The organism is Aliiglaciecola sp. CAU 1673 (assembly GCF_029223185.1).
Classification (GTDB): domain Bacteria; phylum Pseudomonadota; class Gammaproteobacteria; order Enterobacterales; family Alteromonadaceae; genus Bowmanella.
Map to the genome: position 1 here is coordinate 82,070 of NZ_JARHUG010000010.1, position 22,296 is coordinate 104,365.

Genomic DNA, 22,296 nt, shown 5'->3' on the forward strand with positions numbered 1-22,296 from the left:
ATGGCGACGATTTATGAAGTTTCAGCACTAGCCGGCGTATCTCTGGCCACGGTTTCCAGGGTAATGAATGGCAATGCCAATGTGCGTGAAAGCACCAAGCAAAAAGTGCTGGAAGCCATGGCAACTCTTGATTACCGGCCGAGCTCAGTGGCCCAATCCCTGGCTTCAAACTGTACCAACAGTGTTGGCTTGTTGGTGTCTGAGTTACATGGTCCCTTTTACGGCACTATGATGGCTTCCATTGAATCAGAGCTTCGTAGGGCAGGAAAACACTGCATTATCACCGCCGGACACAGTGAAGAAAAAAGTGAAAAGGCAGGCATCGAGTTTTTGCTGAGCAGAAACTGTGATGCGCTGATTTTGCATGTGGAAAAACTCAGCGATGAGTATTTATTGGCCCTCAAAGAAAAGGACATCTCTTTTGTCCTGATTAACCGACAAATTGATGCCATAGCAGAGCAGTGTGTCACCTTGGATAACCACTTGGGTGGTTATCAAATGGGTCAAGCCATTTTGGAAGCGGGTCATCAGAAGATTGCTTATCTTGCTGGTCCCAGCTGGAAAGATGACGCAAAGGAGCGTTTTGCAGGTTTTAAGCAAGCCCTCGAGGAAAAAGGCGTTGAATTGGATCCAGCGCTGATATTTGAAGGTAATTTTCAGGAAGCCAGCGGCTACAAAGGTGCGCGGGAGCTGCTGTTAAGTGGCCATGAATTTACTGCGCTGTGCTGCGCCAACGATGAAATGGCCGCCGGTGCCATGAATGCAATTCGCGACAATGGCCTGGATATCCCCAACGATGTGTCAGTAGTGGGTTTCGACAACGTGTCTTTTACCCAATATTTATTCCCGCGCCTGACCACCATTGATTATCCGGTTGGCGATATGGGACAGATGGCGGCAAGGCTGATCCTGAAAAATACCTACAAAACCACTACCAGCACCATACAAACCCTGTTTAAGCCCCATTTAGTAAAGCGTCAATCACTGCAACCACAGGAATAGGCTCTTCAGACCAGCATACACTTTATGCTAAATTGCCGATTTGCCTGACAAAATGGATAGCCTCCATGTGGTACATGATCTACTCACAAGACGTCGACAATAGCCTGCCTCTGCGTAAGCAGGCCCGCCCGGCCCATATCGAACGATTACAGCAGCTAAAAGAGCAAGGACGGCTTTTCGCCGCCGGCCCCTTGCCCGCTATTGATGCCGAGGATCCTGGCGAAGCAGGTTTTACCGGCTCTTTGGTAATTGCCGAATTTGCCAGCCTGGAAGAGGCGCAGGCTTGGGCCAATGCCGATCCCTATGTCGCCGCCGGGGTTTATGCCAATAGCACGGTAAAACCCTTTAAGAAGGTGCTGCCCTAGTGCTGGAGATCTCCCGCACTGTAGAGCTGGCCGATGAAGAGATTGAATTATCGGCCATTCGCGCCCAAGGCAGTGGTGGTCAAAACGTCAACAAAGTGTCCAGCGCCATCCACCTGCGCTTCGATATCCGCGCTTCCAGCCTGCCGGACTTTTATAAAGAGCGCTTGTTGTCGCTTTCCGACAGCCGTATTACCAACGACGGCATTGTCGTTATAAAAGCGCAAAGCTATCGCACCCAGGAACAAAACAAGGCAGACGCCCTGCTACGTCTGACAGAACTGATCCAGTCGGTGGCCAAAGTGCAGAAAGTCAGACGCGCCACCAAACCCACCAAGGCATCTCAAAAACGCAGGATGGACAGTAAAAAGAAGGCGGGCCAGAAAAAACAACTGCGCGGAAAAGTGGATGTCTAAACCTGGCCGAAGGTTAAGGCTAGTTTGGCTTAACTAGCCTTTTTCTTATATTCCAGAATGAAAGCCGGCTGCCAGCTTTTACCCATATCATCAGTTTTGTCTATCCAGGTGGTACGCGAATCCGGTGACACCTGCATGGTCAGACGAAAGCCACGCCAGGTATCTTCGCCGACCGGAAACAGGGTTCCTGCCTTTAAATTGGTAAACACCAATTTGTCCTCTTGCCACTGCCCCTCGTACAGATCCATGATCCCCCAGACATCATCAATTGCAGCCTTGCGGTAGACCTGACGGTATTGATCATAGGTAATCAGCGTATGCATATTGAAACCTTGCTCGACGATCTGCAGTGGAATTTCTTCAAGCATTAACCCCCTTTGTTTAAACACCAGTTGCACTGACACCGGCTCTGACTGTTGCCAGGTTTTACCATCATCGAAACTGGCTTTTACCTGCAATTGCCAATCGCCCGATAGTGAACTGAGTTTATTCATCGCTTCGGCAGGCGCCTTCGACGGATGTTCCGCTTCTGCCGCGACGCCACAAGTCAGGCAGATGAATAACAAAATAGGAGAAAGGTTACGCACGCTGAAAATCTCTTTGATATTTTTTAGCAGGATAATAAGGCCTGTCAGGTAGCAGAAGCTATTTGTGGTGAACAAGGGTGTTGTTGGGATAAACGGTGCTTGGCACACATTCTTTCAAGCGCCGGTTCATATCAGCAACCACCTTATCTTTAAAACTTTCACCTGCAAGGTTATGCAGATAGGCTTTGTACTGCGCAATTTCCACGATTTCCAGATTGGCCTTTAAGGTTTTAAACAAACGCGGCAAGCGCTCTCCTGGCGCTTGGACATGATGCAAACCGCCACTGTAGACGAACAACATTTTGCCATGCTTGAGGCGCTGCAGAATCTCAGCCACACCACCTCTTACCGTCATTGGCTTGCCGTGCTTATCGAGGCCATCACGGCGCATCATCCGCCCTTCAGGCAAAATAGCGGTGATCACATCATGACTCACATGACTTAAAAAATGCTGCCAGGATTCATCGGGTTTGCGGGTAATGGGAATGCATCCTGGCAACAGGGTTTTCAGCACTTTGCCTGCCATGGGTCTTTTCAACGTCACATCGGCACCGGGCACCACCACTTTGTGAGCAATATCCCAGACAAAATTCCAAGGGGCAAAGCGGATAAATAAGGGTTCGAACAGACTGGTATGATTAAGAAACACCAAGAGACGCACATCTTTGAGCGCTTCTTCTTTCTCTTCGCTCATCCAGTTAGGACGCCCCCGGTAAAACAGGTGAGACACCAACTTAACCTTGGCCATCATCAAAAAGCTCAGCAGTTTGTTTATCTTCGAACTCATCTCAATTTTCCAGCCAACGCTCACTCTTCTCTGACAAGGGATCTCCGCATTTTCTTCCCGGCTTAAAGGATTTTTTGACCTTGCCGATACATTAGGGGAGAGAAAAGAGGTACTCAGTATGACTTCCATAACATCACATTATCTTCGTAACATCGCTTTCGGTTTGGCCACCCTTGCCCTTGCCGCCACACAAATGGGCTGTATGCAGAGTAGTCGTGCCTCGGCATCGGATCTTCAAATAAAGAACAATCAAGATGTTAGCGAAAATACCCTAGCCATGGTTAACCGCAGTTTCAAGAAAGATTTTATCATGGGTGAATGGCGCTACAGGGGGGCCCAGGCTGTCAACGGCGGTATCAACGCTTACTTCCAGGTTCCTTCCAAACTGGATATGTCACAGGAATATCAGGAGAACTACCTGCGCCAGGCCATCTGTCCTTCGGCACAGGAAAAGCTGCTGTGGCAGGAAATGCAGGGATTGTCTCTGTCCGTGCATATCTACACCTTCAATAAGCGCTTTAGTGTTCACGCTGAATGCCCTAATCCTTTGTTAAGTTAAGTTCAGGAATAATTCATTAACGCTCGCCTAATCTGATCTCATTAGCCGCCAGAAGTCACGGCAGGAAGTTCAGGAGCGTCGAATGAAAGCCATCATTGTTGCCACCGCGTTATTCAGTGCCGCCAGCTTAGCTGACGGCAATGCCTACTATGACTATGCCAAAGTTGAATCTGTTGAGGCGGTCTATGAGACCGTGCAGATACAGGGTTCACCCAACACAGTGTGCTACAGCAAACCCTATACTCAAGTCACCTATGAGCAGCATCAATCGGCAACCCCGACCATTCTTGGTGCCATTATTGGTGGCGCAATAGGTAACGCCGTGGGTCATAACAAAACCAACAAGAAAGTGGGTATGGTAGCCGGTGCAGCATTAGGTGGGGCCATTGGTCATGATATTGGAAAAACCTCCAGCGGCTATGGTACGCGAGAAGTGTGTGAATCCCGTCCACAAACGGTGTCCTATCAACAGGTACTCAAGGGATATCATGTTGGATATCGTTTTAAAGGCGAACGTTTCTACACCTTTTTAAAACGCCATCCTGGCGACAAGATAAAAGTCAGGGTCAATGTGTCACCGGTGATTTATTGAGAAGGCCCTTTTGGATAGACTTGTCTCTGTCATTCAGACTGGGGAGACATACATGAGGCAAAATGCCGTCAAAGGGTTACTGGTGTTGTGGCTGTTCGCCCTGCCCCTTCACGCCCAGGAGCGCGATCAGGTAGACATGGGCGAGGCTGCCCAACGCGCTGCGCAGCAAGTAGATGGCCGGGTGTTGAAAGTGGACGACGCCAGGGATAAATATCGGGTAAAGGTACTGCAAAAAACCGGCCGCGTGGTGACGGTGGATGTAGATAAAAAATCCGGCAAAGTAAGCAAGCCCAAGCAGGGATAACGCATTTCTCTGCACAGTTTGTCGGTCATATAAAATAAAAGGAGTCTCGGTGTGCGCATATTGATTGTTGAAGACGACAGCCGTTTATTGACCCAATTAGATGCATTAATGCAGCAAAACGGTTACAGCGTGGATCTCGCCGACGACGGCCAAAAGGCCCTGTTTTTGTTTAAGGAATACCCCTACGATTTGGCCATTATTGATATTGGTTTACCGGTGATGGACGGTCTGGCCCTGATAAAAGAAGTCAGGCGCAATAAGATTGTCAGCCCAATTTTGATTTTGACTGCCCGCGATCGCTGGCAGGAAAAGGTTGAAGGCCTGGAGGCCGGTGCCGATGACTACCTGACCAAACCTTTTCATAACGAAGAACTGCTGGCCCGGGTCAAAGCCCTGATCCGCCGAGCTGCTGGTCAACCCAACCCCACCATTGAATTGGGCCCCATTTGCCTCGACACCCTGACCGAAGAGGTGCGTATTGCCGGAGCGCCTGTGGATCTGACGGCGTACGAATACAAGGTGCTGGAATACATGCTGATGAATCCCAGCAAGATCATCTCCAAGACCGAGCTCACTGAACATATTTATGATCAGGATTTCGATTTGGACAGCAATGTGATTGAGGTCTTCATCGGGCGCTTGCGCAAGAAGCTCGATCCTGACGGAAGCATAAAGCCCATAGAAACCTTGCGTGGCCGCGGCTATCGCATCAACCGGCAGCTCTGATACGCGTGCAACACTGGTCATTAAAACGTCGCAGTTTTGCTGCCGCCTTATTAGTACTGGTGGTCTTTGTGCCACTAACGGCATTGATTCTGGAACAGGCCTTTACCAACAGCCTAAGCCATTCAATGAAAGCGCAACTGCGCTTGCAAAACCTTGGCCTGATTTCGGAGTTCGAAGTCAAAAACGGCGAAATTCATATGCCGGAACAGTTGTTTAATGACCGCTTGAACATTCCGGAATCCGGTACCTATGCCTTCATCAGCATGCATTTGCTGCCACTTTGGCAATCGGTTTCCGCTTTACACTGGCAACCACCGGGTTTAGCGCTGCCCGCGGTGGGAGAGGAACATTTCGATAGGGTCCGGATCAACAGCAAACCCTATTTTGTGTTCAGTTATACCGCACAGTTTGAAGATAAAGGCCTGATGTTTCCGGTCAGCTTCCATGTGCTGGAAAGTGCCGAGATCTTCAATCGAGAAGTACAGGATTTTCGCTACACCCTGTGGTATTGGCTGGGCATAATCGCTTTGCTGTTGATTGCCTTGTTGATTTTAAGTCTCAATGGCGCCCTCAAGCCCATCGGCAAGTTGGAAACCCAGGTAGCCGAAGTGCAACAAGGCAGCCAAGGCAGGCTCAGCGGCCATTATCCGCCTGAACTGGAAAAACTCAAAGACAGCCTGAATCATCTGCTGGATTCTGAACAGCATCAGCGGCAGCGCTATCACAACAGTCTGGGCGATCTGGCCCATAACCTGAAGACACCGCTGGCGGTGCTGAAAAGCCTCGAAGAATTGCCCTCGTCCGCCAATGAACCCATTGCTCAAATCGAGCATATCATCGGCCGTCAGCTTAAACGTGCAGTGGCCGGCGCTGGCAGTGGCTGGCAGCAGGCTGTGGCGCTTTCTCCGCTGCTGGAGAAGCTTATTCGTGCAATGACCAAGGTCCATGGTGCAAAACACCTTAAGATTGATCTCACCGATGCACAGGCACTCTCGCTGCATGCCGATGAAACCGATTTAATGGAGCTTTTTGGCAACTTGCTGGATAACGCCTGTAAAGCCGCCAAAGGCCGGGTGCGTGTAACCCTCAGCCAGCAACAAGATCAAAGTCGTATCGAAATTGAAGATGACGGCCCGGGGATCCCGCCCCAAGAGCGACAGCAGATCCTCGCCCGCGGCAAGCGCCTGGACAGCTACGAAAGTGGCCAGGGCCTGGGCATGGCCATCGTTTGGGATTTAATTGGCGCCTATCAGGGACAGTTGGATATCCAGGATTCTGATCTGGGCGGCGCACGCATTATTGTGCGTTTTTACTCTCGGTAGCATCCGCTTTGCTGGCGGTCAGCGCACTGAGGCTTTGTTCATCGGACAGCAGCAAAGCAAACCAGCGACCGCCTTCAGTGGTTTCCAGAGCAATCTTGACGATCATGGTCAAAGGCACAGATAACAACATACCTATCGAACCCAACAGCCACCCCCAGAAAATCAATGACAAGAACACCACCAGCGTGGACAAGCCCAAGCCTTTACCCATATAACGGGGCTCAACCATGTTACCCATCACGGTATTGATAAGGATATAACTCAACGCCACTAAGCCGGCGCTACCGGGCCCTAGCTGAACCAGCGCCAGCAAGGTGGGCGGCACGGCCGCAATGATAGAGCCGATATTCGGGACATAATTAAGCAAAAATGCCAATGTCGCCCACAGCAGGAAATGTTTTACGCCAATGAAGTAAAGCAATACGCCGGCAAGAATACCTGTGGCCAGGCTCACCACCGTTTTAATCACCAGATAGTTTTTTACCGAGCTTAAAAACTTATCAATTTGCTTTATCTTCATCGCCGGATCATCCAAGGCGATATGCACTTTGCGTGGCACCGAGTCGGCTTCAAACAACATAAACACCACAGTCAGCAAAATCAGCAGGAAATTGGTCATCACCCCGCCCAGGCTGGACAGCAAATTACTGGCAAGATTCATGGCCAGGCCTGGGTCCAGATAAGACACCAACTGCTTTCTGTCTATATGAATATTCAGATTGGCCAATTGGCCGGCTAACCAGCTGAATTCCTCGGTCAGTTGCTGTTTGTATTTGGGCAAATCGCGGGAAAATTCATTCATGGATTGGCCCACAAGCCCGGCCAGCATAAATCCAAAAATCACGATTAGCAGTATTACTAACATCACGGCCAGCCAACGGGGCACTTTGTAACGTCCGGCCCAATTCACCAGCGGGTTACAGGCCATGGCAATAAAGATGGACAACAGAAAGGGGACGACAACACTGCTGGCCGCTTTGACGCCGGCCAGAATAACGACCAGAGAGGCCATGATCAGCAACACTTTGGCCGAGGAGGAAGATTTAATTTCCATGTATTGAATATATCCGTCACGTTGTTGTGGCAAAATTAACAGAAAACCGTAATCCATAAAATCAGAGACTTAGGATCTTTTTTTGATGAAACTTAATCCCGCCACCATCAGAGTTAAAAATTTGCGCCTGCGCACTTACATCGGTATCAAACAAGAAGAAATCGATAACAAGCAGGATGTAGTGATCAACGTCACTATCCGCTACCTGGCTGAACAAGCAACCAATTCTGACGAAATGCAGGATGCCCTCAACTATCGCACTATCACCAAGCGCATCATTCAATTGGTGGAAAACAACCGATTTTCACTGTTGGAAAAACTCACCTCCGATGTGCTGGCTATAGCCTCAGAGCACCCCTGGGTGATCTTTGCCGAGGCAGAAGTCGATAAGCCTCATGCCTTACGCTTTGCTGATTCCGTTTCCCTGTGCTTATCTTGTACTAAAGAATAACAAGGTATTACGGGCACTTATGCGCATATTCATGACAGGTGGTACCGGGCTTATCGGCACCAAATTGCTGACCCGCTTTCCGGAGAATCACCGCGTCACCGTGCTGACCCGCAATCTGGCCGAAGCTGAGATGGCCATGGGCAGAAGAGCCCACTGGATATCCTCGCTCAAGGGCCTGGAAAACCTCAATGGTTTTGACGCGGTTATCAATCTGGCGGGCGAACCCATTGCCGATAAACGCTGGACAGCGGCCCAAAAGCAAGAGATATGCGAAAGCCGCTGGAATATTACTCAACGATTGGTTGATCTTATCCAGGCCAGTGAGCAGCCACCCAAAGTCTTTTTGAGCGGTTCCGCCATCGGTTATTATGGCCGTCAGGGAGAGGACTTTATTACCGAATACCATGAGCGTTGTCATAATGAATTCAGTCATAGTCTGTGTGCAAAGTGGGAAGATATCGCCATGCGTGCGAGCAGCGACAAAACCAGGGTATGTACATTACGCACCGGTATTGTGCTGTCCAGAAAGGGCGGTGCGCTACAGAAGATGATCCCACCTTTCAAACTGGGGTTGGGTGGTCCAATTGGTGATGGTCAGCAATATATGTCGTGGATCCATATTAATGACATGGTCTCGGCCATCAGCTTTCTGCTCGATAACCCGGAAACCCAGGGGCCTTACAACCTGACCGCGCCCAATCCGGTGACCAACAACGAATTCAGTCAAACCCTGGCAAAAACCCTGCACCGCCCCTGTATATTCAGAGTACCGGCAGCGGCCATGAAGCTGATGCTTGGTGAGCTGTCAGATTTGTTGTTGTACGGACAACGGGTGCTACCAAAGCGCCTGGAAGATGCCGGTTTTCATTTTCAATTTCAGCAACTTCCAGACGCCCTGCACAATCTTCTAAGGGAATAGCCGAGCAGCGTCAGGCCAGTCGACGCAATAGCTGCCCCGTATTCAAGGATAACAACCGCCAGCAACTGAGTGCGCCCAACACGCCCACCAGCAGCGCGCCGCAGACTGGCGCCAGCCACCAGTATTGCAGATGCCAATTGGCTTCCATGTTAAAAACTTGGGTTTGCAAGCCATACAAGGCCAGTTCATTGGTCATCGCCGCCATCACACCTGACACCGAACCAATGATAATGAACTCGAGGATCACGCTAAGCCGGATAAGCCGTCCTTTGGCGCCAAGAGTACGCAGGATGGCCAATTCCTGTTGACGCTCTTCCATGCTTGATTGCACTTGCGCGACCAGCACCAAGGCACCTGCGCACAGCACCAGCACCAAAATAAACTCCACCGCCATGGAAACCTGACTAACGATACTGCGAAGCTGATTGATACGGGCATCCACATCAAACAGGCTGACCGTTGGAAACGGCGCCATCAGCTCAGCCAACGCCGACTTCCTTTCGCTGTCTAAATGGAAACTGGTGATATAGGTCGGCGAAAAGGCTTGCATCGCCTCTGGCTCCAGCACAAAGAAGAAATTGGGCTGCATGGTTTGCCAGTTGACCTCGCGCAGACTGGTCACCACAGCCTCCACCACTTCACTGCCAATATTAAAACTGAGCTTGTCACCGAGCTTTATGCCAAGCCTCTCAGCAACCCTGGCCTCGACCGACACCCGCCAAAACTCGGCTTTATCTTCCTCACCATGCCATTTGCCTGCCACTACATGGTTTTCATGCTGCAGACTATTGCTCCAGGTTAAATTGGCTTCCCGGCCCAAGCCCTGGCGTCCACGATCCTGCCGTTCTTCCTGCTCCGACTCTTTGCTCATAGCGGTGCGAACCGTTTCATCGTTAATGGCCGCGAAGCGCCCTCTGATCACCGGATAGAAAGTTTCGACCTCTACCCCCTGCTCTTCAAAGTGCTTGGCTAAAACCGGCAATTGGGTCTCGGTGATATTGATCATAAAGTAATTAGGGGTGCCCACTGGCAACTGCTCCTGCCATTGTTTGACCATGTCGTTACGCATGACCAGCACAATCAACAGCAGTAAGATGGTCACCGCAAAGCTGATCAGTTGCACCGAATTGTCCATGGCACGCCGTTTAATTCGGGCCCAGGCCAACTGCCATGCACCCATGCGCCCTTCCCCCAAGCGCTTACCTAAGGCAATTAAACCCATGGTCACCAGCATCAGCACGGTGACCAGCACCAAACCGGTGCCTAATAAAATCAGGCTTATTAACAAATCGCCGCTATAGGCCCACATCAGGGCAAAAATGGCGCTACCGGCAGCCAAAAATTGGATCAGCCTGGATTGCACACTGGCGTCCAGGTCGCGACGTAACACCCTAAGTGGCGGCACAGAGAACAGCTTTATCAACGGATAAAGTGAAAACAACATGGCACAGATCACACCGGTAAATACCGCTACGGCAAAAGGTCGCCAATGCCAGGCATCCAGGGCAATAGGCACTTTTGCAGCAATAGCCAGCCCAATCAGATGCTGAATAACGAAGCCCGCCAACGAACCCAGCACAATGCCAAGCACCGTAATAAACAGCACTTGCAATAGGTAAATCCGCCTCACCAAGGTGCCACTGGCCCCCAGGGTTTTCATAATGGCAACGGGATCGTAGTGACGTTTGCTGTAGCGCTGCGCGGCCACCGCAATGGATACGGATGCCAGTACTATGGCTAATAAGCTGGCCAGCAAGAAGTAGCGCTCTGCACGGTTGACGGCACGACCTAACGGCGACTCGTCGTCTTTTACCGAGCGCCAGTAATGCAACTCTCTATCAAGCCGTGGCTCAAGCCACTGATAATATTGGTCTAGTGCGCTATCGTCACCACTTAACATCAGATCATAATCGGTACGGCTGCCTGGCCCGGTGATACCAGTTTGGGCCAGTTCAGAAAGTGGCATCAATACCTGGGGCTCACCGCCAAACACATTAAAACCACCGTCAGGCAGTTCGATAATCACGCCACTGGCCACAAAAATGCTATCGCCGATTTCAACCTTATCGCCAAGGCTAACCCCTAGCACCTGATAAAGCCGTGAGGCCATCCACACCTGCCCGGCTTGTGGCGAATCAGAGGTGGCAAAGGCCTCACCAAAGGGGGTATCCGAGAGCTTGATCTTGCCTTTTAGCGGATAGGCATTATCCACCGCTCGGACATCGGCGAGCATCATCTTGTCGCCAGCGAACACCATGGAGCGCATCTGCACCCGCATAGCTGTCTGCAGGCCCATCTCATTGGCTTTTGCTCGCCACTCCTGAGGTACCGGACTGTCGCTACCCAATAACCGATCTGCTGCCAAAAACTCAGAAGAGCGCTCGGTCAGCGCTGACTGCAATCTTTCGCTAAACAGCGACAATGACAACACCGACGCTACCGACAACACGATCGCAAGCAGGATAATAGTCAGCTCACCGCGCCGGGCTTCATGGCGAAACAGCCGCCATGCCAAGTTCATTCCCCACCCTTGTGATGGCTTGGCATTAGACGACATGACGTTGCTCCACAGCGGATTCTTGCACCGCACTCAATCGGCCACCGCTCATATTCAGCTGACGATCACAATGGGCAGCCAACTGGCGATCGTGGGTTACCAGTATCAAGGTGGTGCCGGCTTCTTTGTTGAGGTTAAACAGCAACTTTTCTACTTTTTCACCATTGGCAGCATCCAGATTGCCGGTGGGCTCGTCGGCAAAGAGGATCTTGGGACGGGTGATAAAGGCTCTGGCAATGGCCACACGCTGCTGCTCTCCCCCGCTGAGTTGATTTGGGTAGTGTTTGGCACGGTGACTCAGTCCCACTTGCTCAAGAGCTTCCTGTGCACGGGCTTTGGCATCCGATAGCCCCGCAATTTCGGCTGGCAGCATAATATTTTCCAGAGCGGTCAGGCTCTGCACCAACATAAAGCTCTGGAAAATAAAACCGACTTTCTCACCGCGCAATCCTGCACGCTCTTCTTCATCCAACTCATGCAAGGGCTGGCCATCGAGAAAGATCTCACCACTGCTAACCTGGTCAAGTCCTGCTAACAAACCCAGCAGGGTTGATTTTCCGGAGCCTGACGCACCGACGATGGCAACAGACTCACCCTGCTTGACATCAAAACTGATAGACTCAAGGATCTGAAGCTTACCTTCAGAGGTATTTACTACTTTAGTGATGTCTCGGGTTTTAATCATAGTGTTAGAGGTCAATTTCATAGTGTTCAGAATGCTAAAGGTTATCTTTGTTCTTTTCTTATGTTTACCCTTTTCGGATCAACTTCGTGCAGAACAAATCAAATTATTGGTGCTGGGTGACAGCCTAAGCGCAGCCTATGGCCTTAAGCAAGAGGAGGGCTGGGTGAACTTGTTACAAGATGCTTTACAAGACAAAGGAGTCAGTATTATCAATGCTGCCGTGAGTGGTGAGACCACCGATGGCGGCCTGGCCCGCCTGCCGCGGTTACTGGAGCAACATCAACCCACTCACCTGTTAATTGAACTTGGCGGTAACGACGGATTGCGGGGCTATCCCATCGACAAGCTTAAAGCCAATATTGGCAAAATGATTGAGTTAGCAAAGGCGCAAGAGGTGTCTGTTATCTTACAAAAGATGCAGATCCCCACCAATTTCGGCAAACGGTACACCAGTATGTTCACATACAGTTACGAGGAATTGGCAGAGCAATATGAGGTTGCACTGATCCCTTTCTTACTCAAAGAAGTGGCACTGGACCCCTCTTTGATGATGAGGGATGGCATCCATCCCAGCATAGAGGCACAACCTCAGATCGCCGAATTTATGCAGCGCCAGTTGGAGCCACTGTTACTGGCCCCTTAATTCAATTTTTGTGAAAGGATGGCCCTGGCTTTGTGGTCTACACTATACATCCCAGGGTCAACGACTTATCGTACTGAGGTATCACCATGGCAATTGAGTCAGTTTCGGGCGGATTTCAACCCCCAGTCCCCTCACCCACAGGCCAACAGCGCCCAGAGCCCCAGCAGCAGGTGCAGGCCCAGGAGCAGCAACCTCAGCAAAGGGTGGAAGCCGCACCCCGTCCAGAGGTCAATCAGGCGGAGCAGCGCCAGCTAGAAAACGAAGCCAGGCGTGAGCAGCCCGACCCAAACCAGCGCACCGGCACCATTATTAATACCCAAGCCTGAAAAACATTACTCCTGCAAAAAACAAAGGCAGCCTGAGCTGCCTTTATTGTTTTTGGTTTGCACCTCAGGGCCTGACGTAACCCATGGGTTTATCCTGTTTCAAGCTCAGGTAGCGATCACGTAGCTTGGTTTGACGAGAATCCATATTGACTTGCTCGCCGTTAATAATAACCACCAAAGGGGCTTCCATGACTTCCAGCGGATCGCCAGACCATATCACCACATCCGCCACCTTACCCTGCTCCAAACTGCCATAATCGGCGTCGATGCCATAGATCTTGGCCACATTCAGACTAAGAGCGGAGAGACCGTCCAACCAGGACATGCCATTGGCTACCGCATTACCTGCATGCTGGGTCGCCAAGCGGATATTGTGGGTATTGATACCGATGGCCACCAATACCCCAGCGTTGTCGAGCCTGCCGGCATTGGCTTGGGTCGCGCCCAATTGGTCAAAGCTGTAAGGCAGATTGGATTCAGGATCGAGGATCACCGGAATATTGGCCTCTGCCAATTCCGAGGCGACCCGCCAGCCTTCTATCGCGCCAAGCAAGACCATTTTCAGGGCCGGATGGCGCTGCTTTAAGGCAATCAATTGCCGGATATCGGCAGCGCGGTTAGCACGCACCACCAGCGGCATTTGTCCGGCCACAACAGGTATCAGGGCATTCACGTCAGCTCTGGATAAGGTGCCATAAAACTCATCGGAAACACCCAGCGGTTTACCTTTTAAAGAGGCCGCTTCTTCAAAGGCTGCCTCCAGTTCTGGCCAAATGACAGCACGGCTGCCCCCCAGGGCTTCTACGCTACTGTTATCAAGTGCCAGACTCATGAAGGCCTTAGCTTTGACTACAGGCTGCTCGCCGGCCAAACGAATAATCGCGCCGCGGCCCTGAAACAAGGTACCGGTATCGAGCATCGCACTGGCGGCCAGGGTAAAGCCTTCGATGCGACTGATGGCAAAAAGACTGCTATCCGGATTGATCGCATAGGAAACATCGAATGCGGCCCCTAATCCTTCATAGTCTTCACGCTCAAACTCTGCATCAACAGGACCAGCTGAGGATTCCACTTCAACCAGGCCCAACGCGGTATAGGCACCAATCAGACCAGGGGTTACAATCTTACCCTTGGCATCAATAACGCGGTAACCGCTTGGTACTTCGTTACCGCTCTTCACCGATTCAATGCGGCCGTCTTTGATCAAAATGGTGGCTTCCTGCAGACTGCCCTGAGCAGACAAGGTATGGGTATAGCCCCCCACCACCGCCAGGTTCTCGGCTTGCACAGCGAAGGAAAACAGACCGGCCAATAACATCAGCTTTTTCATTTCATATCTCCTTCACCAGGTTGGCCTAACTCGAAGTCCTGTACCGGCCAGCTATTGGAATTTTGTCGGTTATAAGCCAGACCGCCGTCGATATAAACCTGTTCGGCTTGGGCATAGGTTGAGAACGGATCGGCGCTCCACAGTACCAAGTCAGCCTGTTTACCCACTTCCACTGAACCGGTCTTATCGAAAATCCCCAAAGATTTCGCAGGGTTGGCAGATAACCACTGCCAGGCCTCGGCTTTGCTGATGTCGATACCCACCCGACGGCCATCGGCCAGGGCTTTGGCCGCTTCCTGATTCAGGCGCTGTATACCGCGATCGCTGTCTGAGTGCACGATGGCACAGGCCCCTGCCTTATGAACCATGGGGATGTTTTCACGGATGCCGTCATAGGCTTCCATCTTAAAGCCCCACCAGTCGGCCCACATGGCTGAGCACACCTTGTTTTCGGCCAGCTTGTCAGCAATTTTGTAGGACTCTACCGCATGCTGGAATGACGCGATCTGGTAGTTAAATTCCTTCATCACATCCATCATCACCACCATTTCATCGGCGCGATAACAGTGCATATGCACCAGGATGTCACCTTCAAGCACGCCAGCCAGGGTTTCCAGCTTTAAATCGCGCTTGGGCGGTGTCGGATCTTTGCCTTCCTCATACTCTTTACGGTACTTATCCCATTTGCCGATGTATTCCTGCGCATCAGCCCAGGACTGGCGATATCCCGCCACATTACCCATGCGCGTCGCCGGGCCGCCTTTATCGCCGTACACCCTTTTCGGGTTTTCGCCGCACGCCATCTTCATGCCATAGGGCGCGCCAGGAAATTTCATATCCTGCATGGTTCTGTTGGGCAGGTTTTTGATGGTCACGGAACGGCCGCCCACCAAGTTGGCAGAGCCAGGCAGTATTTGCATGGTGGTCACGCCTCCCGCCAAGGCGCGGCTAAAACCGGGATCCTGGGGCCAAATGCTGTGCTCGGCCCAGACTTCGGCGGTCACCGGTTTGGTTGCTTCATTGCCATCTGAATGGGAATTGGTATCCGGGGTCGGATACACGCCTAAGTGACTGTGCACATCGATAATACCGGGCGTCAGCCATTTACCTTCAGCATCAAAGACAACGGTGCCCTCTGGTATCTGCATATCCTGGCCAACAGCGACTATTTTACCGTTATCAAACAGCACATCGGCATTATCCAACTGCCCACCTACGCCATCGTAAAGGGTGACGTTGGTGATCATGGTTTTCTGCTGTGGCAAGGGTTGATAGGTACTGGGATAGGGATCTTTATCGATCTCCACCAGCGGATTCTGACTGGCTTTTTGCTCCGAGCCACAGGCGCTTAACAGCAGCGCTGCGGACAGAGTAAGGGTAATAGGTTTTAGTTTTATGTTCATGTGTTCCCTGTGGTGCTATCGCCTGTTCGGCTTTTATAGTGCCAAGGTAATAGAACAGAGCCGCGACTTGGGATCAAGTCTGTTAGACTCTACAAATATGTGGCTAGTCTCATTCCAGACACTTGACGATGGATTGGCTGTCACGCAGGGTGCGAATTTGCTCGAACAGGGCGTCGGCCTGCACATATTGCCGGCGCAAGTATCCCAGCCACTGCTTGATGCGATTGGGGTAATATTTGCCCTTGTCGCCATAGATTTCATAGCCGGAATATTTTGCCAACAGCACCTTGACCGCTTCCCAATCCATCGGCGCTTGCTGACCTTTAATCACGCTGGCCAGATTAGGCAACGCCAAGGCGCCCCTGCCCAGCATAATATCGTCGCACTGCGATTGTGCCTGACAGGCTTTGGCATCCTCTGCGCACCATATTTCACCGTTGGCAGTGATCGGCACTTTGACCTTTTCCCTTATTTTTGCAATCCAATGCCAATGAGCCGGCGGCTGATAGCCTTCCACTTTGGTACGGGCATGAATGCTGATAAGGCTGGCACCTGCGGCTTCCAGGGCCAGGGCATTGTCAACGGCCAAGGATTTATCTTCAAAGCCCAGGCGCATTTTGGCAGTGACCATGTGTTCTTTGGGCACGGCGTCGCGCACGGCTTTGACGATACGATACAGGGTGTCGGTTTCTTTTAGCAGGATTGCCCCGCCTTTATTCTTATTGACGGTTTTGGCCGGACAACCAAAATTCAGATCCACCCCATGGGAGCCGAGTGCCACTGCCCGCACCGCATTTTCGGCCAGCCAATCGGGATCCTGACCCAACAATTGGATACGCACCGGGGTACCGGCGGGGGTGTTGCCTTGATGATGCAATTCAGGACAAAGACGGTAGAATACGCGCGGTGGCAACAGTTGGTCGACCACACGCACAAACTCGGTAATACAAAGATCGAAACCTCCCAACCGGGTCAACATGTCCCGCATCAGGTGATCGACTACCCCTTCCATGGGTGCCAGGGTGATGGTGTTGGCCATGTAAAAATTTGCCTGCAAAAAGGGGGCGCTATTAGCGCATAAGCAGTTTGCAGATGCAATCTCCCCCAAGAGCCTGTTTCACTGTGCAGAGAGTGTGAAGATGACGATATTGGATAGTATTGCGCTGGTATGGTTTCTCAGTATTTGGGTCGGATATACCCTGTTTGCCAAGCGCCGAGCCAAGGTCTGCCATTGCCTGGCCAGTGAACTTCGTGCCAAGCGCACCCGCTGGATGACGCAAATGCTACTGCGCGAAAACCGAATTCCCGATGTCTCCATTATCTCGACCCTGGAGCGCAATATTTCCTTCTTCGCCTCCAGCGCCCTGTTGATCATGGCTGGTCTGCTGACTGCCATGGCCTCGGTGGAGAAACTGGCAGTCATGCTGCATCAGTTTTCCCTCTCAGACACCCAAACCCACGAGCAGATCCAAATCAAACTGTTGCTGTTGGTGCTTGTCTTCGTGTTTGCCTTCTTCCAATTTACCTGGTCACTTCGCCAGTATGGCTTTGGCGGAGTGCTCATTGGCGCCGCTCCCAACGGCAACAAGCTCACCGAGGATGAACTGGCGTTGTACGCCAACCGCGCCGCCAAAGTCATCGATCAGGCCGGCCACTCCTTTAACTATGGCCTGCGTGCAATCTACTTCTCCTTGGCCACCCTCTCCTGGTTTATCGATGCCGCGCTGTTTATGGCAGCCAGTGTGGTGGTTATGCTGGTGATGTATCAGCGCGAGTTTCATTCCAAGGTGTTAAAGGCGTTGATAGAGGTGGATAAAGTCGGCAGTTGATTGGGATAAGGCGCAAGCATAATCTGCTAATGGTGCATACCAGCTACTCAGACTTCGGCTTAGCCTGCCTGCAGTGGCAGACCAAATCCTGCGCACTTTGCCACAAATGTAGCGCCTTGCTACAATATACTCATCAGTACCCGGAGAAATACCATGGCAACGGCAAGCGTAAGACTGGATCAGGATTTGGTGGAAAAAGCGACCATTATGGGCAAAGCGCTTAACCGTACTATGCCTAAACAAATAGAGCACTGGGCGAAAATCGGCGAAATGATGGAAGACAATCCTGACTTGCCTTATGAGTTCGTAAAACAAGCCATTATTTCCAAAGCCGAGAAAGAAGCCGGAAAATTGGAACCATACGATTTTGGCTAACATCATCGTTTTACAAACGTCCAACTTTAAGAAAGCAGTTAAAAAGCTGCATCAGAATCAGAAGAAAGATTTAGATAAAGCGGTAAAAGCACTGATGGAAGATCCGCTTCTAGGGGAGCAAAAGAAAGGAGATTTGTCCTTCCTACGTGTATATAAATTCAAAATGACAAAACAGCTGACCTTGCTCGGGTTCAGCTATGAGGATGGAAGGGTAGTACTGGAACTGTTAGCGCTGGGCTCTCATGAGAATTTTTATCGCGATATCAAAAAGATATTCTGAGACATCCCTCTTAGAGCCAAACTAAACCTACATAGGGATTGTTTTTCAACGAATTCAACCGAGATTGCAAATCCCCGCAGTGGGCTTCAAGTTTATTTCCATCTGGATCGAAAAAGTACATTGAATGGCCTTCACTTGAATTGTTTTTCCACTCTACAACACCTGCATTTCTTAGTTTTTCCGTAAACAAAGCAAAATCATCTTCAGAAATGTCTAGAGCGATATGTGAGTAATCCTGACTCGGACAAACTTTGTCACATGAGAGACAAAACCATATACCGCCTAAGCTAAGATAAGCACCGTTATTCCAGCGTACGTGAGCTAACATACCTAACACATCCGTATAAAATGCAAGAGAACGCTCTAAATCACTGACAGCAATAGTGATATGATTCAGTCCTCTAAGCACAGATCTTCCTCAGCTAATCTAACGGATAATATGGTCAGCTTTATTAGGGTTGTTTCAACATAATTCGCAGTTTAACACCGCACTAATTATCGCCTCACCTCCCTGTCGGTGCCTTTGCCTCAATGCCTGTTCCTCAGTGCCCCAACACCTTAGCAGGCTCAATACGTGCGGCTTTAAAAGCGGGATAGAGGGTGGCCAGCAGGCTTAGCAGCAAGGCAATACCGGCAACCAGCAGCACTTCGCTGCTATGCAGCTCGGAAGGGAGAAAATCGATAAAGTAGATATCACCGGAGAGCAGCTTAAAACCGGATTTTTCTTCCAGCCAGCCAATCCAGGAGGATAAGCGCCAGCTTAGCAATACGCCCAGAATACAGCCTACCAGGGTACCGATAACGCCGTTAAGCAAGCCTTGTAGCATAAAAATCTTAATAATCAGGCCATCGCCGGCGCCCATGGTTTTGAGCATGGCGATTTCGGCTCGTTTCTCGTTCACCGCCATCACCAATGACGAGACAATATTAAAGCAAGCCACCGCTATTAGCAGGGTCAGGGCCAGATACACTACCATGCGCACCAGTTGGATGTCCTGGTACAGATGGCCGTGGGTGCGGGTCCAATCGGAAATATACACATGCTGTTCGAAGGCAAAACCAAACTCGCGCATAAGCATGGGCGCTTGATAGGGGTCAGCATAGCTAAACTCTAATCCCTGGGCGCCAGTAACCACCCCTAGAATCTCGGATGCGCGCGCAAGATGGACCATGGCCACATGATTGTCCAACTCCCCACCAATGCCAATTTGCCCGACCACGGTAAACCATACCGATTTAGGCGCTTTAAAACGCTCGCCTTCGCTTAGCTGTGGTAACAAAAGCTGTACCTGCTGTCCGACTTCTACGCCTAATTGCCGCATCACACCCTTACCGAGCAAAATGCCCTGGTCGTTGTCAGCAAAACCGGCAGCCGAATCGCTACTTAACATGGTCTGCAACCGTCCCTGCTTCGCACTACCGGCATCGATGCCGGTGACTTCCACGGCTTTCATCTTGGCGCCCACTTTAACCATACCGGTCATTTTGGTGATGGGATGCACAGATTGAATGCGTGCATCGGCAGAAAGGCGATCAATTTGCTGCTGCCAATCGACGATACCGGTGGGCTCTACGGCAATCAGTTCGCCATGGGGCAATACCGCCAGTAAGCGATCTTTAAGCTCCCGTTCGAAGCCATTCATCACCGATAGCAGCAGGATCATCACCAAACAGCCCAAGGCAATGCCCCAGGTGGATGAGGCTGAGATAAAGGACTGGAAGCCGGTTTGCCGTTTGCTGCGCCGAAAGCGCCAGGCCAATTGCAGACTCAGGGAGTTCATGCTTGCTCCAAACGTCCATTGTGCAGCACCAGGGTGCGATCCAGGCGCTGGGCAAGGTGCATATCATGGGTCACCACCACAAAACTGGTGCTTAAGGCGTCGGTTAATTCTTTAAGCAGCGCGTAAATGGATTCAGCGGTTTTATTATCGAGGTTACCGGTAGGCTCATCAGCCAGTACCAGTTTAGGATTGTTAACCAGCGCCCGTGCAATCGCCACCCGCTGACGTTCACCGCCAGACAGCTGCCCGGGCTTATGGGCAGCCCGGGGACCCAGACCCACCCGTTGTAGCATTTGTTCTGCCTGATGAGCTGCTTGTTCGGCTTTCATTTTGCCAATCAGCAGTGGCATAGCCACATTTTCCAGGGCGCTGAATTCCGGCAACAAATGGTGAAACTGATAGACAAAACCCAGGCACTGATTACGAAACTCGGCTTGTTGACGGGCATTAAAGGCAAAAATATCCTGGCCGTCGAAAATTACTTTTCCGCTGCTTGGTGTATCCAACGCTCCAAGCAGATGCAATAAGGTGCTTTTGCCAGAGCCGGAACTGCCAACGATGGCTAATTGCTCGGCGCGCTTGACCATAAAACTGACACGGTCCAACACCTGAACGCGCTGGGGCCCTTCTTCATAAAATTTGCTTAGCTCACTGCAGGCCAACAACTCGTTCATCTATCCGCTACCTTTTGCGTTGCATTTAGCATTATTCGATTACTCATATCGCAGCACCGCCGCTGGTGCCACGCGCATCGCGCGCCTTGCCGGATAAAGGGTGGCCAGCAGGCAAAGCAGTAAAGACAGCCCCACCATGGTCGCAACTTGTGACCACTCAATCAGCACCGGCACTTCCATTCCCGGCAGCAGGTGCATGCCCAGCAGCCCCATTAAACGGTTAAGTTGGGTCGCCAGCAGTACACCACCGACTAAGCCAATCAGGGTACCTTTAATACCGTTATACAAACCGCTGGTTAAGAAAATGCCCATTAATGGTGATGTTTGAATGCCTTGGGTACGCAAAATGGCGATATCACCCTGCTTTTCACTGACCACCATCACCAGCGCCGACACAATGTTAAAGGCAGCCACCGCCACAATCAGCAGCAACATCAGCGACATCATGTTTTTTTCCATTTTGACTGCATCGAACAACGGGCCCTGGCGGGCGCGCCAACTATGACTTTGCAGTTCCATGGTCTGTAATGCTTGTTCAACTTTCTCATAGGCAAAGGCATCGTCCAAAAACAACCGGGTAGTGGCTTCGGTGGTCACATCGCTGCGCAGCAAACGGGCTGCATCTTCGATGTTCAGCAGCACCACCTTGTCGTCCATTTCCGAGCCGATATCAAATACACCAGTCACTCTAAACTGGCGCTGGCTTGGCATTTGCCCAAAGGGGGTATAAACACTGGCTGCTGCGCTTAGCAGGCGAATACTGTCGCCGGGGCGAACATCCAAGGCAATCGCCAAGGCGCGACCTAACATCAGGCCATACTCGCCGGGGCGAAGATCCTCAAAGCTGCCATACAGCATATTCCGGGCAATCAAAGAGTGCTCGGCCATGGCTTGGGGCTCTACCCCTTGGATCTGAACCCCGCGCAAGGCGGTATGCGATTGCACCAAGCCTTCGCTTTCAATATGCATCGACACCGCTTGCACATGGGGTACAGCCGCTAATTGTTCTGGTGAGGTATCGGTACCCGCCGTATGCACCAACAAATGTGGGGTAATACCCAAAATACGTTGTTTAAGCTGGGCTTCGAAACCGTTCATCACCGACGACACGCAGATAAGCGCCGCCAGCCCCAAGGCAATACCTGCCACAGAGAAGCCATTGATAAAACTGATAAAGGGGTTGCCCTGCCCGGCCCTGGCGTAACGTAACCCGATAAATGCAAAGAGGGGGTGAAACATAGAATGATCCCTATACGGACTTCAGAGGTATTTTACGCCCCTGGCACTTTCCTGCTGCAATGCCGTATAGAATGAGGTAATCCGCTGATTTTC

The 22,296-nt window shown here is 51.2% G+C and carries 27 protein-coding genes; 15 read left to right on the top strand and 12 right to left on the bottom strand.

Annotated elements, in window-relative coordinates; genetic code table 11:
* The 3 genes from P2G88_RS11195 to arfB all read left to right on the top strand — a co-directional run bounded on the left by P2G88_RS11195 (position 1) and on the right by arfB (position 1,780).
* The gene (locus P2G88_RS11195) at positions 1-1,002 is read left to right on the top strand and encodes a LacI family DNA-binding transcriptional regulator (protein ID WP_275795957.1); all 1,002 of its coding nucleotides are present in this window, start codon (positions 1-3) and stop codon (positions 1,000-1,002) included.
* A 65-nt stretch (positions 1,003-1,067) separates the two neighbouring features.
* Positions 1,068-1,367, top strand: a complete 300-nt coding sequence (locus tag P2G88_RS11200; RefSeq protein ID WP_275795958.1) for a YciI family protein — start codon at positions 1,068-1,070, stop codon at positions 1,365-1,367.
* A complete protein-coding gene (gene arfB, locus P2G88_RS11205; protein ID WP_275795959.1) occupies positions 1,367-1,780 on the top strand; it encodes an alternative ribosome rescue aminoacyl-tRNA hydrolase ArfB in 414 nt (137 codons plus the stop codon). The genes P2G88_RS11200 and arfB overlap by 1 nt, the downstream gene beginning before the upstream one ends.
* 29 nt (positions 1,781-1,809) lie before the next feature.
* Here arfB and P2G88_RS11210 read toward each other — a convergent pair whose 3' ends face one another.
* Together P2G88_RS11210 and P2G88_RS11215 are read right to left on the bottom strand one after the other, a co-directional pair.
* On the bottom strand, positions 1,810-2,367 hold the full coding sequence (locus P2G88_RS11210) for a DUF1579 family protein (RefSeq protein ID WP_275795960.1): 558 nt from the start codon (positions 2,365-2,367) through the stop codon (positions 1,810-1,812).
* A gap of 58 nt (positions 2,368-2,425) precedes the next feature.
* The gene (locus P2G88_RS11215; protein ID WP_275795961.1) at positions 2,426-3,154 is read right to left on the bottom strand and encodes a 1-acyl-sn-glycerol-3-phosphate acyltransferase; all 729 of its coding nucleotides are present in this window, start codon (positions 3,152-3,154) and stop codon (positions 2,426-2,428) included.
* A 118-nt stretch (positions 3,155-3,272) separates the two neighbouring features.
* Between P2G88_RS11215 and P2G88_RS11220 the strand changes: the two genes are divergently transcribed.
* The 5 genes from P2G88_RS11220 to P2G88_RS11240 all read left to right on the top strand — a co-directional run bounded on the left by P2G88_RS11220 (position 3,273) and on the right by P2G88_RS11240 (position 6,657).
* Positions 3,273-3,713 (top strand): hypothetical protein, encoded by a 441-nt coding sequence (locus P2G88_RS11220; RefSeq protein WP_275795962.1) that lies wholly within the window; start codon positions 3,273-3,275, stop codon positions 3,711-3,713.
* An 82-nt stretch (positions 3,714-3,795) separates the two neighbouring features.
* The gene (locus tag P2G88_RS11225) at positions 3,796-4,305 is read left to right on the top strand and encodes a glycine zipper 2TM domain-containing protein (protein ID WP_275795963.1); all 510 of its coding nucleotides are present in this window, start codon (positions 3,796-3,798) and stop codon (positions 4,303-4,305) included.
* A gap of 52 nt (positions 4,306-4,357) precedes the next feature.
* On the top strand, positions 4,358-4,609 hold the full coding sequence (locus P2G88_RS11230) for a peptidase (protein WP_275795964.1): 252 nt from the start codon (positions 4,358-4,360) through the stop codon (positions 4,607-4,609).
* A gap of 51 nt (positions 4,610-4,660) precedes the next feature.
* Positions 4,661-5,335 (top strand): response regulator transcription factor, encoded by a 675-nt coding sequence (locus P2G88_RS11235; RefSeq protein WP_275795965.1) that lies wholly within the window; start codon positions 4,661-4,663, stop codon positions 5,333-5,335.
* 5 nt (positions 5,336-5,340) lie between these two features.
* Positions 5,341-6,657, top strand: coding sequence for an ATP-binding protein (locus P2G88_RS11240; RefSeq protein WP_275795966.1), 1,317 nt, complete (start codon positions 5,341-5,343; stop codon positions 6,655-6,657).
* Here P2G88_RS11240 and P2G88_RS11245 read toward each other — a convergent pair.
* A complete protein-coding gene (locus tag P2G88_RS11245; RefSeq protein WP_275795967.1) occupies positions 6,632-7,711 on the bottom strand; it encodes an AI-2E family transporter in 1,080 nt (359 codons plus the stop codon). The genes P2G88_RS11240 and P2G88_RS11245 overlap by 26 nt on opposite strands.
* A gap of 85 nt (positions 7,712-7,796) precedes the next feature.
* Between P2G88_RS11245 and folX the strand changes: the two genes are divergently transcribed.
* Positions 7,797-8,162 carry a dihydroneopterin triphosphate 2'-epimerase gene (folX, locus tag P2G88_RS11250; RefSeq protein WP_275795968.1) on the top strand — a complete coding sequence of 122 codons (366 nt, stop codon included), beginning with the start codon at positions 7,797-7,799 and terminating at the stop codon, positions 8,160-8,162.
* 19 nt (positions 8,163-8,181) lie between these two features.
* Positions 8,182-9,081, top strand: a complete 900-nt coding sequence (locus P2G88_RS11255; RefSeq protein WP_275795969.1) for a TIGR01777 family oxidoreductase — start codon at positions 8,182-8,184, stop codon at positions 9,079-9,081.
* A gap of 10 nt (positions 9,082-9,091) precedes the next feature.
* Here the strand turns inward: P2G88_RS11255 and P2G88_RS11260 are convergent, their stop codons facing one another.
* The gene (locus P2G88_RS11260) at positions 9,092-11,638 is read right to left on the bottom strand and encodes an FtsX-like permease family protein (protein ID WP_275795970.1); all 2,547 of its coding nucleotides are present in this window, start codon (positions 11,636-11,638) and stop codon (positions 9,092-9,094) included.
* Positions 11,628-12,323 carry an ABC transporter ATP-binding protein gene (locus P2G88_RS11265; RefSeq protein ID WP_275796108.1) on the bottom strand — a complete coding sequence of 232 codons (696 nt, stop codon included), beginning with the start codon at positions 12,321-12,323 and terminating at the stop codon, positions 11,628-11,630. The genes P2G88_RS11260 and P2G88_RS11265 overlap by 11 nt, the downstream gene beginning before the upstream one ends.
* A gap of 31 nt (positions 12,324-12,354) precedes the next feature.
* Here P2G88_RS11265 and P2G88_RS11270 point away from each other — a divergent pair, with 31 nt between their 5' ends.
* On the top strand, positions 12,355-12,966 hold the full coding sequence (locus P2G88_RS11270; protein WP_275795971.1) for an arylesterase: 612 nt from the start codon (positions 12,355-12,357) through the stop codon (positions 12,964-12,966).
* 86 nt (positions 12,967-13,052) lie between these two features.
* The gene (locus tag P2G88_RS11275; protein WP_275795972.1) at positions 13,053-13,292 is read left to right on the top strand and encodes a hypothetical protein; all 240 of its coding nucleotides are present in this window, start codon (positions 13,053-13,055) and stop codon (positions 13,290-13,292) included.
* Positions 13,293-13,356: 64 nt separating this feature from the next.
* Here the strand turns inward: P2G88_RS11275 and P2G88_RS11280 are convergent, their stop codons facing one another.
* The 3 genes from P2G88_RS11280 to P2G88_RS11290 form a co-directional block, all read right to left on the bottom strand.
* Positions 13,357-14,622, bottom strand: coding sequence for an amidohydrolase family protein (locus P2G88_RS11280; RefSeq protein ID WP_275795973.1), 1,266 nt, complete (start codon positions 14,620-14,622; stop codon positions 13,357-13,359).
* Positions 14,619-16,025 (bottom strand): amidohydrolase, encoded by a 1,407-nt coding sequence (locus P2G88_RS11285; protein ID WP_275795974.1) that lies wholly within the window; start codon positions 16,023-16,025, stop codon positions 14,619-14,621. The genes P2G88_RS11280 and P2G88_RS11285 overlap by 4 nt, the downstream gene beginning before the upstream one ends.
* 109 nt (positions 16,026-16,134) lie before the next feature.
* On the bottom strand, positions 16,135-17,064 hold the full coding sequence (locus tag P2G88_RS11290) for a tRNA-dihydrouridine synthase (protein WP_275795975.1): 930 nt from the start codon (positions 17,062-17,064) through the stop codon (positions 16,135-16,137).
* Between the two features lie 100 nt (positions 17,065-17,164).
* Between P2G88_RS11290 and P2G88_RS11295 the strand changes: the two genes are divergently transcribed.
* The 3 genes from P2G88_RS11295 (at position 17,165) to P2G88_RS11305 (ending at position 18,509) form a co-directional block, all read left to right on the top strand.
* Positions 17,165-17,854, top strand: a complete 690-nt coding sequence (locus P2G88_RS11295) for a DUF599 domain-containing protein (RefSeq protein WP_275795976.1) — start codon at positions 17,165-17,167, stop codon at positions 17,852-17,854.
* Between the two features lie 153 nt (positions 17,855-18,007).
* Entirely contained in the window at positions 18,008-18,229 is a 222-nt protein-coding gene (locus tag P2G88_RS11300; RefSeq protein ID WP_012518669.1) for a hypothetical protein, read from the top strand.
* The gene (locus P2G88_RS11305; protein ID WP_275795996.1) at positions 18,222-18,509 is read left to right on the top strand and encodes a type II toxin-antitoxin system RelE/ParE family toxin; all 288 of its coding nucleotides are present in this window, start codon (positions 18,222-18,224) and stop codon (positions 18,507-18,509) included. Before P2G88_RS11300 ends, P2G88_RS11305 begins: the two co-directional genes overlap by 8 nt.
* 10 nt (positions 18,510-18,519) lie before the next feature.
* Here P2G88_RS11305 and P2G88_RS11310 read toward each other — a convergent pair whose 3' ends face one another.
* The 4 genes from P2G88_RS11310 to P2G88_RS11325 form a co-directional block, all read right to left on the bottom strand.
* The gene (locus P2G88_RS11310; protein ID WP_275795997.1) at positions 18,520-18,918 is read right to left on the bottom strand and encodes a FosG family fosfomycin resistance glutathione transferase; all 399 of its coding nucleotides are present in this window, start codon (positions 18,916-18,918) and stop codon (positions 18,520-18,522) included.
* A gap of 133 nt (positions 18,919-19,051) precedes the next feature.
* Positions 19,052-20,290 carry a lipoprotein-releasing ABC transporter permease subunit LolE gene (gene lolE / locus P2G88_RS11315; protein ID WP_275795999.1) on the bottom strand — a complete coding sequence of 413 codons (1,239 nt, stop codon included), beginning with the start codon at positions 20,288-20,290 and terminating at the stop codon, positions 19,052-19,054.
* The gene (gene lolD, locus P2G88_RS11320; protein WP_275796001.1) at positions 20,287-20,964 is read right to left on the bottom strand and encodes a lipoprotein-releasing ABC transporter ATP-binding protein LolD; all 678 of its coding nucleotides are present in this window, start codon (positions 20,962-20,964) and stop codon (positions 20,287-20,289) included. Before lolD ends, lolE begins: the two co-directional genes overlap by 4 nt.
* 39 nt (positions 20,965-21,003) lie before the next feature.
* A complete protein-coding gene (locus tag P2G88_RS11325) occupies positions 21,004-22,203 on the bottom strand; it encodes a lipoprotein-releasing ABC transporter permease subunit (protein WP_275796003.1) in 1,200 nt (399 codons plus the stop codon).
* Positions 22,204-22,296 lie beyond the last annotated feature (93 nt).

What these genes read in the sequence shown, in the direction of transcription:
- P2G88_RS11280 (WP_275795973.1), bottom strand. Translation starts at nt 14,622, where the DNA reads ATGAAAAAGCTGATGTTATTGGCCGGTCTGTTTTCCTTCGCTGTGCAA.
- P2G88_RS11255 (WP_275795969.1), top strand. Translation starts at nt 8,182, where the DNA reads ATGCGCATATTCATGACAGGTGGTACCGGGCTTATCGGCACCAAATTG.
- lolD (WP_275796001.1), bottom strand. Translation starts at nt 20,964, where the DNA reads ATGAACGAGTTGTTGGCCTGCAGTGAGCTAAGCAAATTTTATGAAGAA.
- P2G88_RS11220 (WP_275795962.1), top strand. Translation starts at nt 3,273, where the DNA reads ATGACTTCCATAACATCACATTATCTTCGTAACATCGCTTTCGGTTTG.
- P2G88_RS11195 (WP_275795957.1), top strand. Translation starts at nt 1, where the DNA reads ATGGCGACGATTTATGAAGTTTCAGCACTAGCCGGCGTATCTCTGGCC.
- P2G88_RS11200 (WP_275795958.1), top strand. Translation starts at nt 1,068, where the DNA reads ATGTGGTACATGATCTACTCACAAGACGTCGACAATAGCCTGCCTCTG.
- P2G88_RS11260 (WP_275795970.1), bottom strand. Translation starts at nt 11,638, where the DNA reads ATGTCGTCTAATGCCAAGCCATCACAAGGGTGGGGAATGAACTTGGCA.
- P2G88_RS11245 (WP_275795967.1), bottom strand. Translation starts at nt 7,711, where the DNA reads ATGGAAATTAAATCTTCCTCCTCGGCCAAAGTGTTGCTGATCATGGCC.
- P2G88_RS11265 (WP_275796108.1), bottom strand. Translation starts at nt 12,323, where the DNA reads ATGATTAAAACCCGAGACATCACTAAAGTAGTAAATACCTCTGAAGGT.
- P2G88_RS11300 (WP_012518669.1), top strand. Translation starts at nt 18,008, where the DNA reads ATGGCAACGGCAAGCGTAAGACTGGATCAGGATTTGGTGGAAAAAGCG.
- lolE (WP_275795999.1), bottom strand. Translation starts at nt 20,290, where the DNA reads ATGAACTCCCTGAGTCTGCAATTGGCCTGGCGCTTTCGGCGCAGCAAA.
- P2G88_RS11215 (WP_275795961.1), bottom strand. Translation starts at nt 3,154, where the DNA reads ATGAGTTCGAAGATAAACAAACTGCTGAGCTTTTTGATGATGGCCAAG.
- P2G88_RS11275 (WP_275795972.1), top strand. Translation starts at nt 13,053, where the DNA reads ATGGCAATTGAGTCAGTTTCGGGCGGATTTCAACCCCCAGTCCCCTCA.
- folX (WP_275795968.1), top strand. Translation starts at nt 7,797, where the DNA reads ATGAAACTTAATCCCGCCACCATCAGAGTTAAAAATTTGCGCCTGCGC.
- P2G88_RS11270 (WP_275795971.1), top strand. Translation starts at nt 12,355, where the DNA reads ATGCTAAAGGTTATCTTTGTTCTTTTCTTATGTTTACCCTTTTCGGAT.
- P2G88_RS11325 (WP_275796003.1), bottom strand. Translation starts at nt 22,203, where the DNA reads ATGTTTCACCCCCTCTTTGCATTTATCGGGTTACGTTACGCCAGGGCC.
- P2G88_RS11225 (WP_275795963.1), top strand. Translation starts at nt 3,796, where the DNA reads ATGAAAGCCATCATTGTTGCCACCGCGTTATTCAGTGCCGCCAGCTTA.
- P2G88_RS11285 (WP_275795974.1), bottom strand. Translation starts at nt 16,025, where the DNA reads ATGAACATAAAACTAAAACCTATTACCCTTACTCTGTCCGCAGCGCTG.
- P2G88_RS11290 (WP_275795975.1), bottom strand. Translation starts at nt 17,064, where the DNA reads ATGGCCAACACCATCACCCTGGCACCCATGGAAGGGGTAGTCGATCAC.
- P2G88_RS11230 (WP_275795964.1), top strand. Translation starts at nt 4,358, where the DNA reads ATGAGGCAAAATGCCGTCAAAGGGTTACTGGTGTTGTGGCTGTTCGCC.
- P2G88_RS11295 (WP_275795976.1), top strand. Translation starts at nt 17,165, where the DNA reads ATGACGATATTGGATAGTATTGCGCTGGTATGGTTTCTCAGTATTTGG.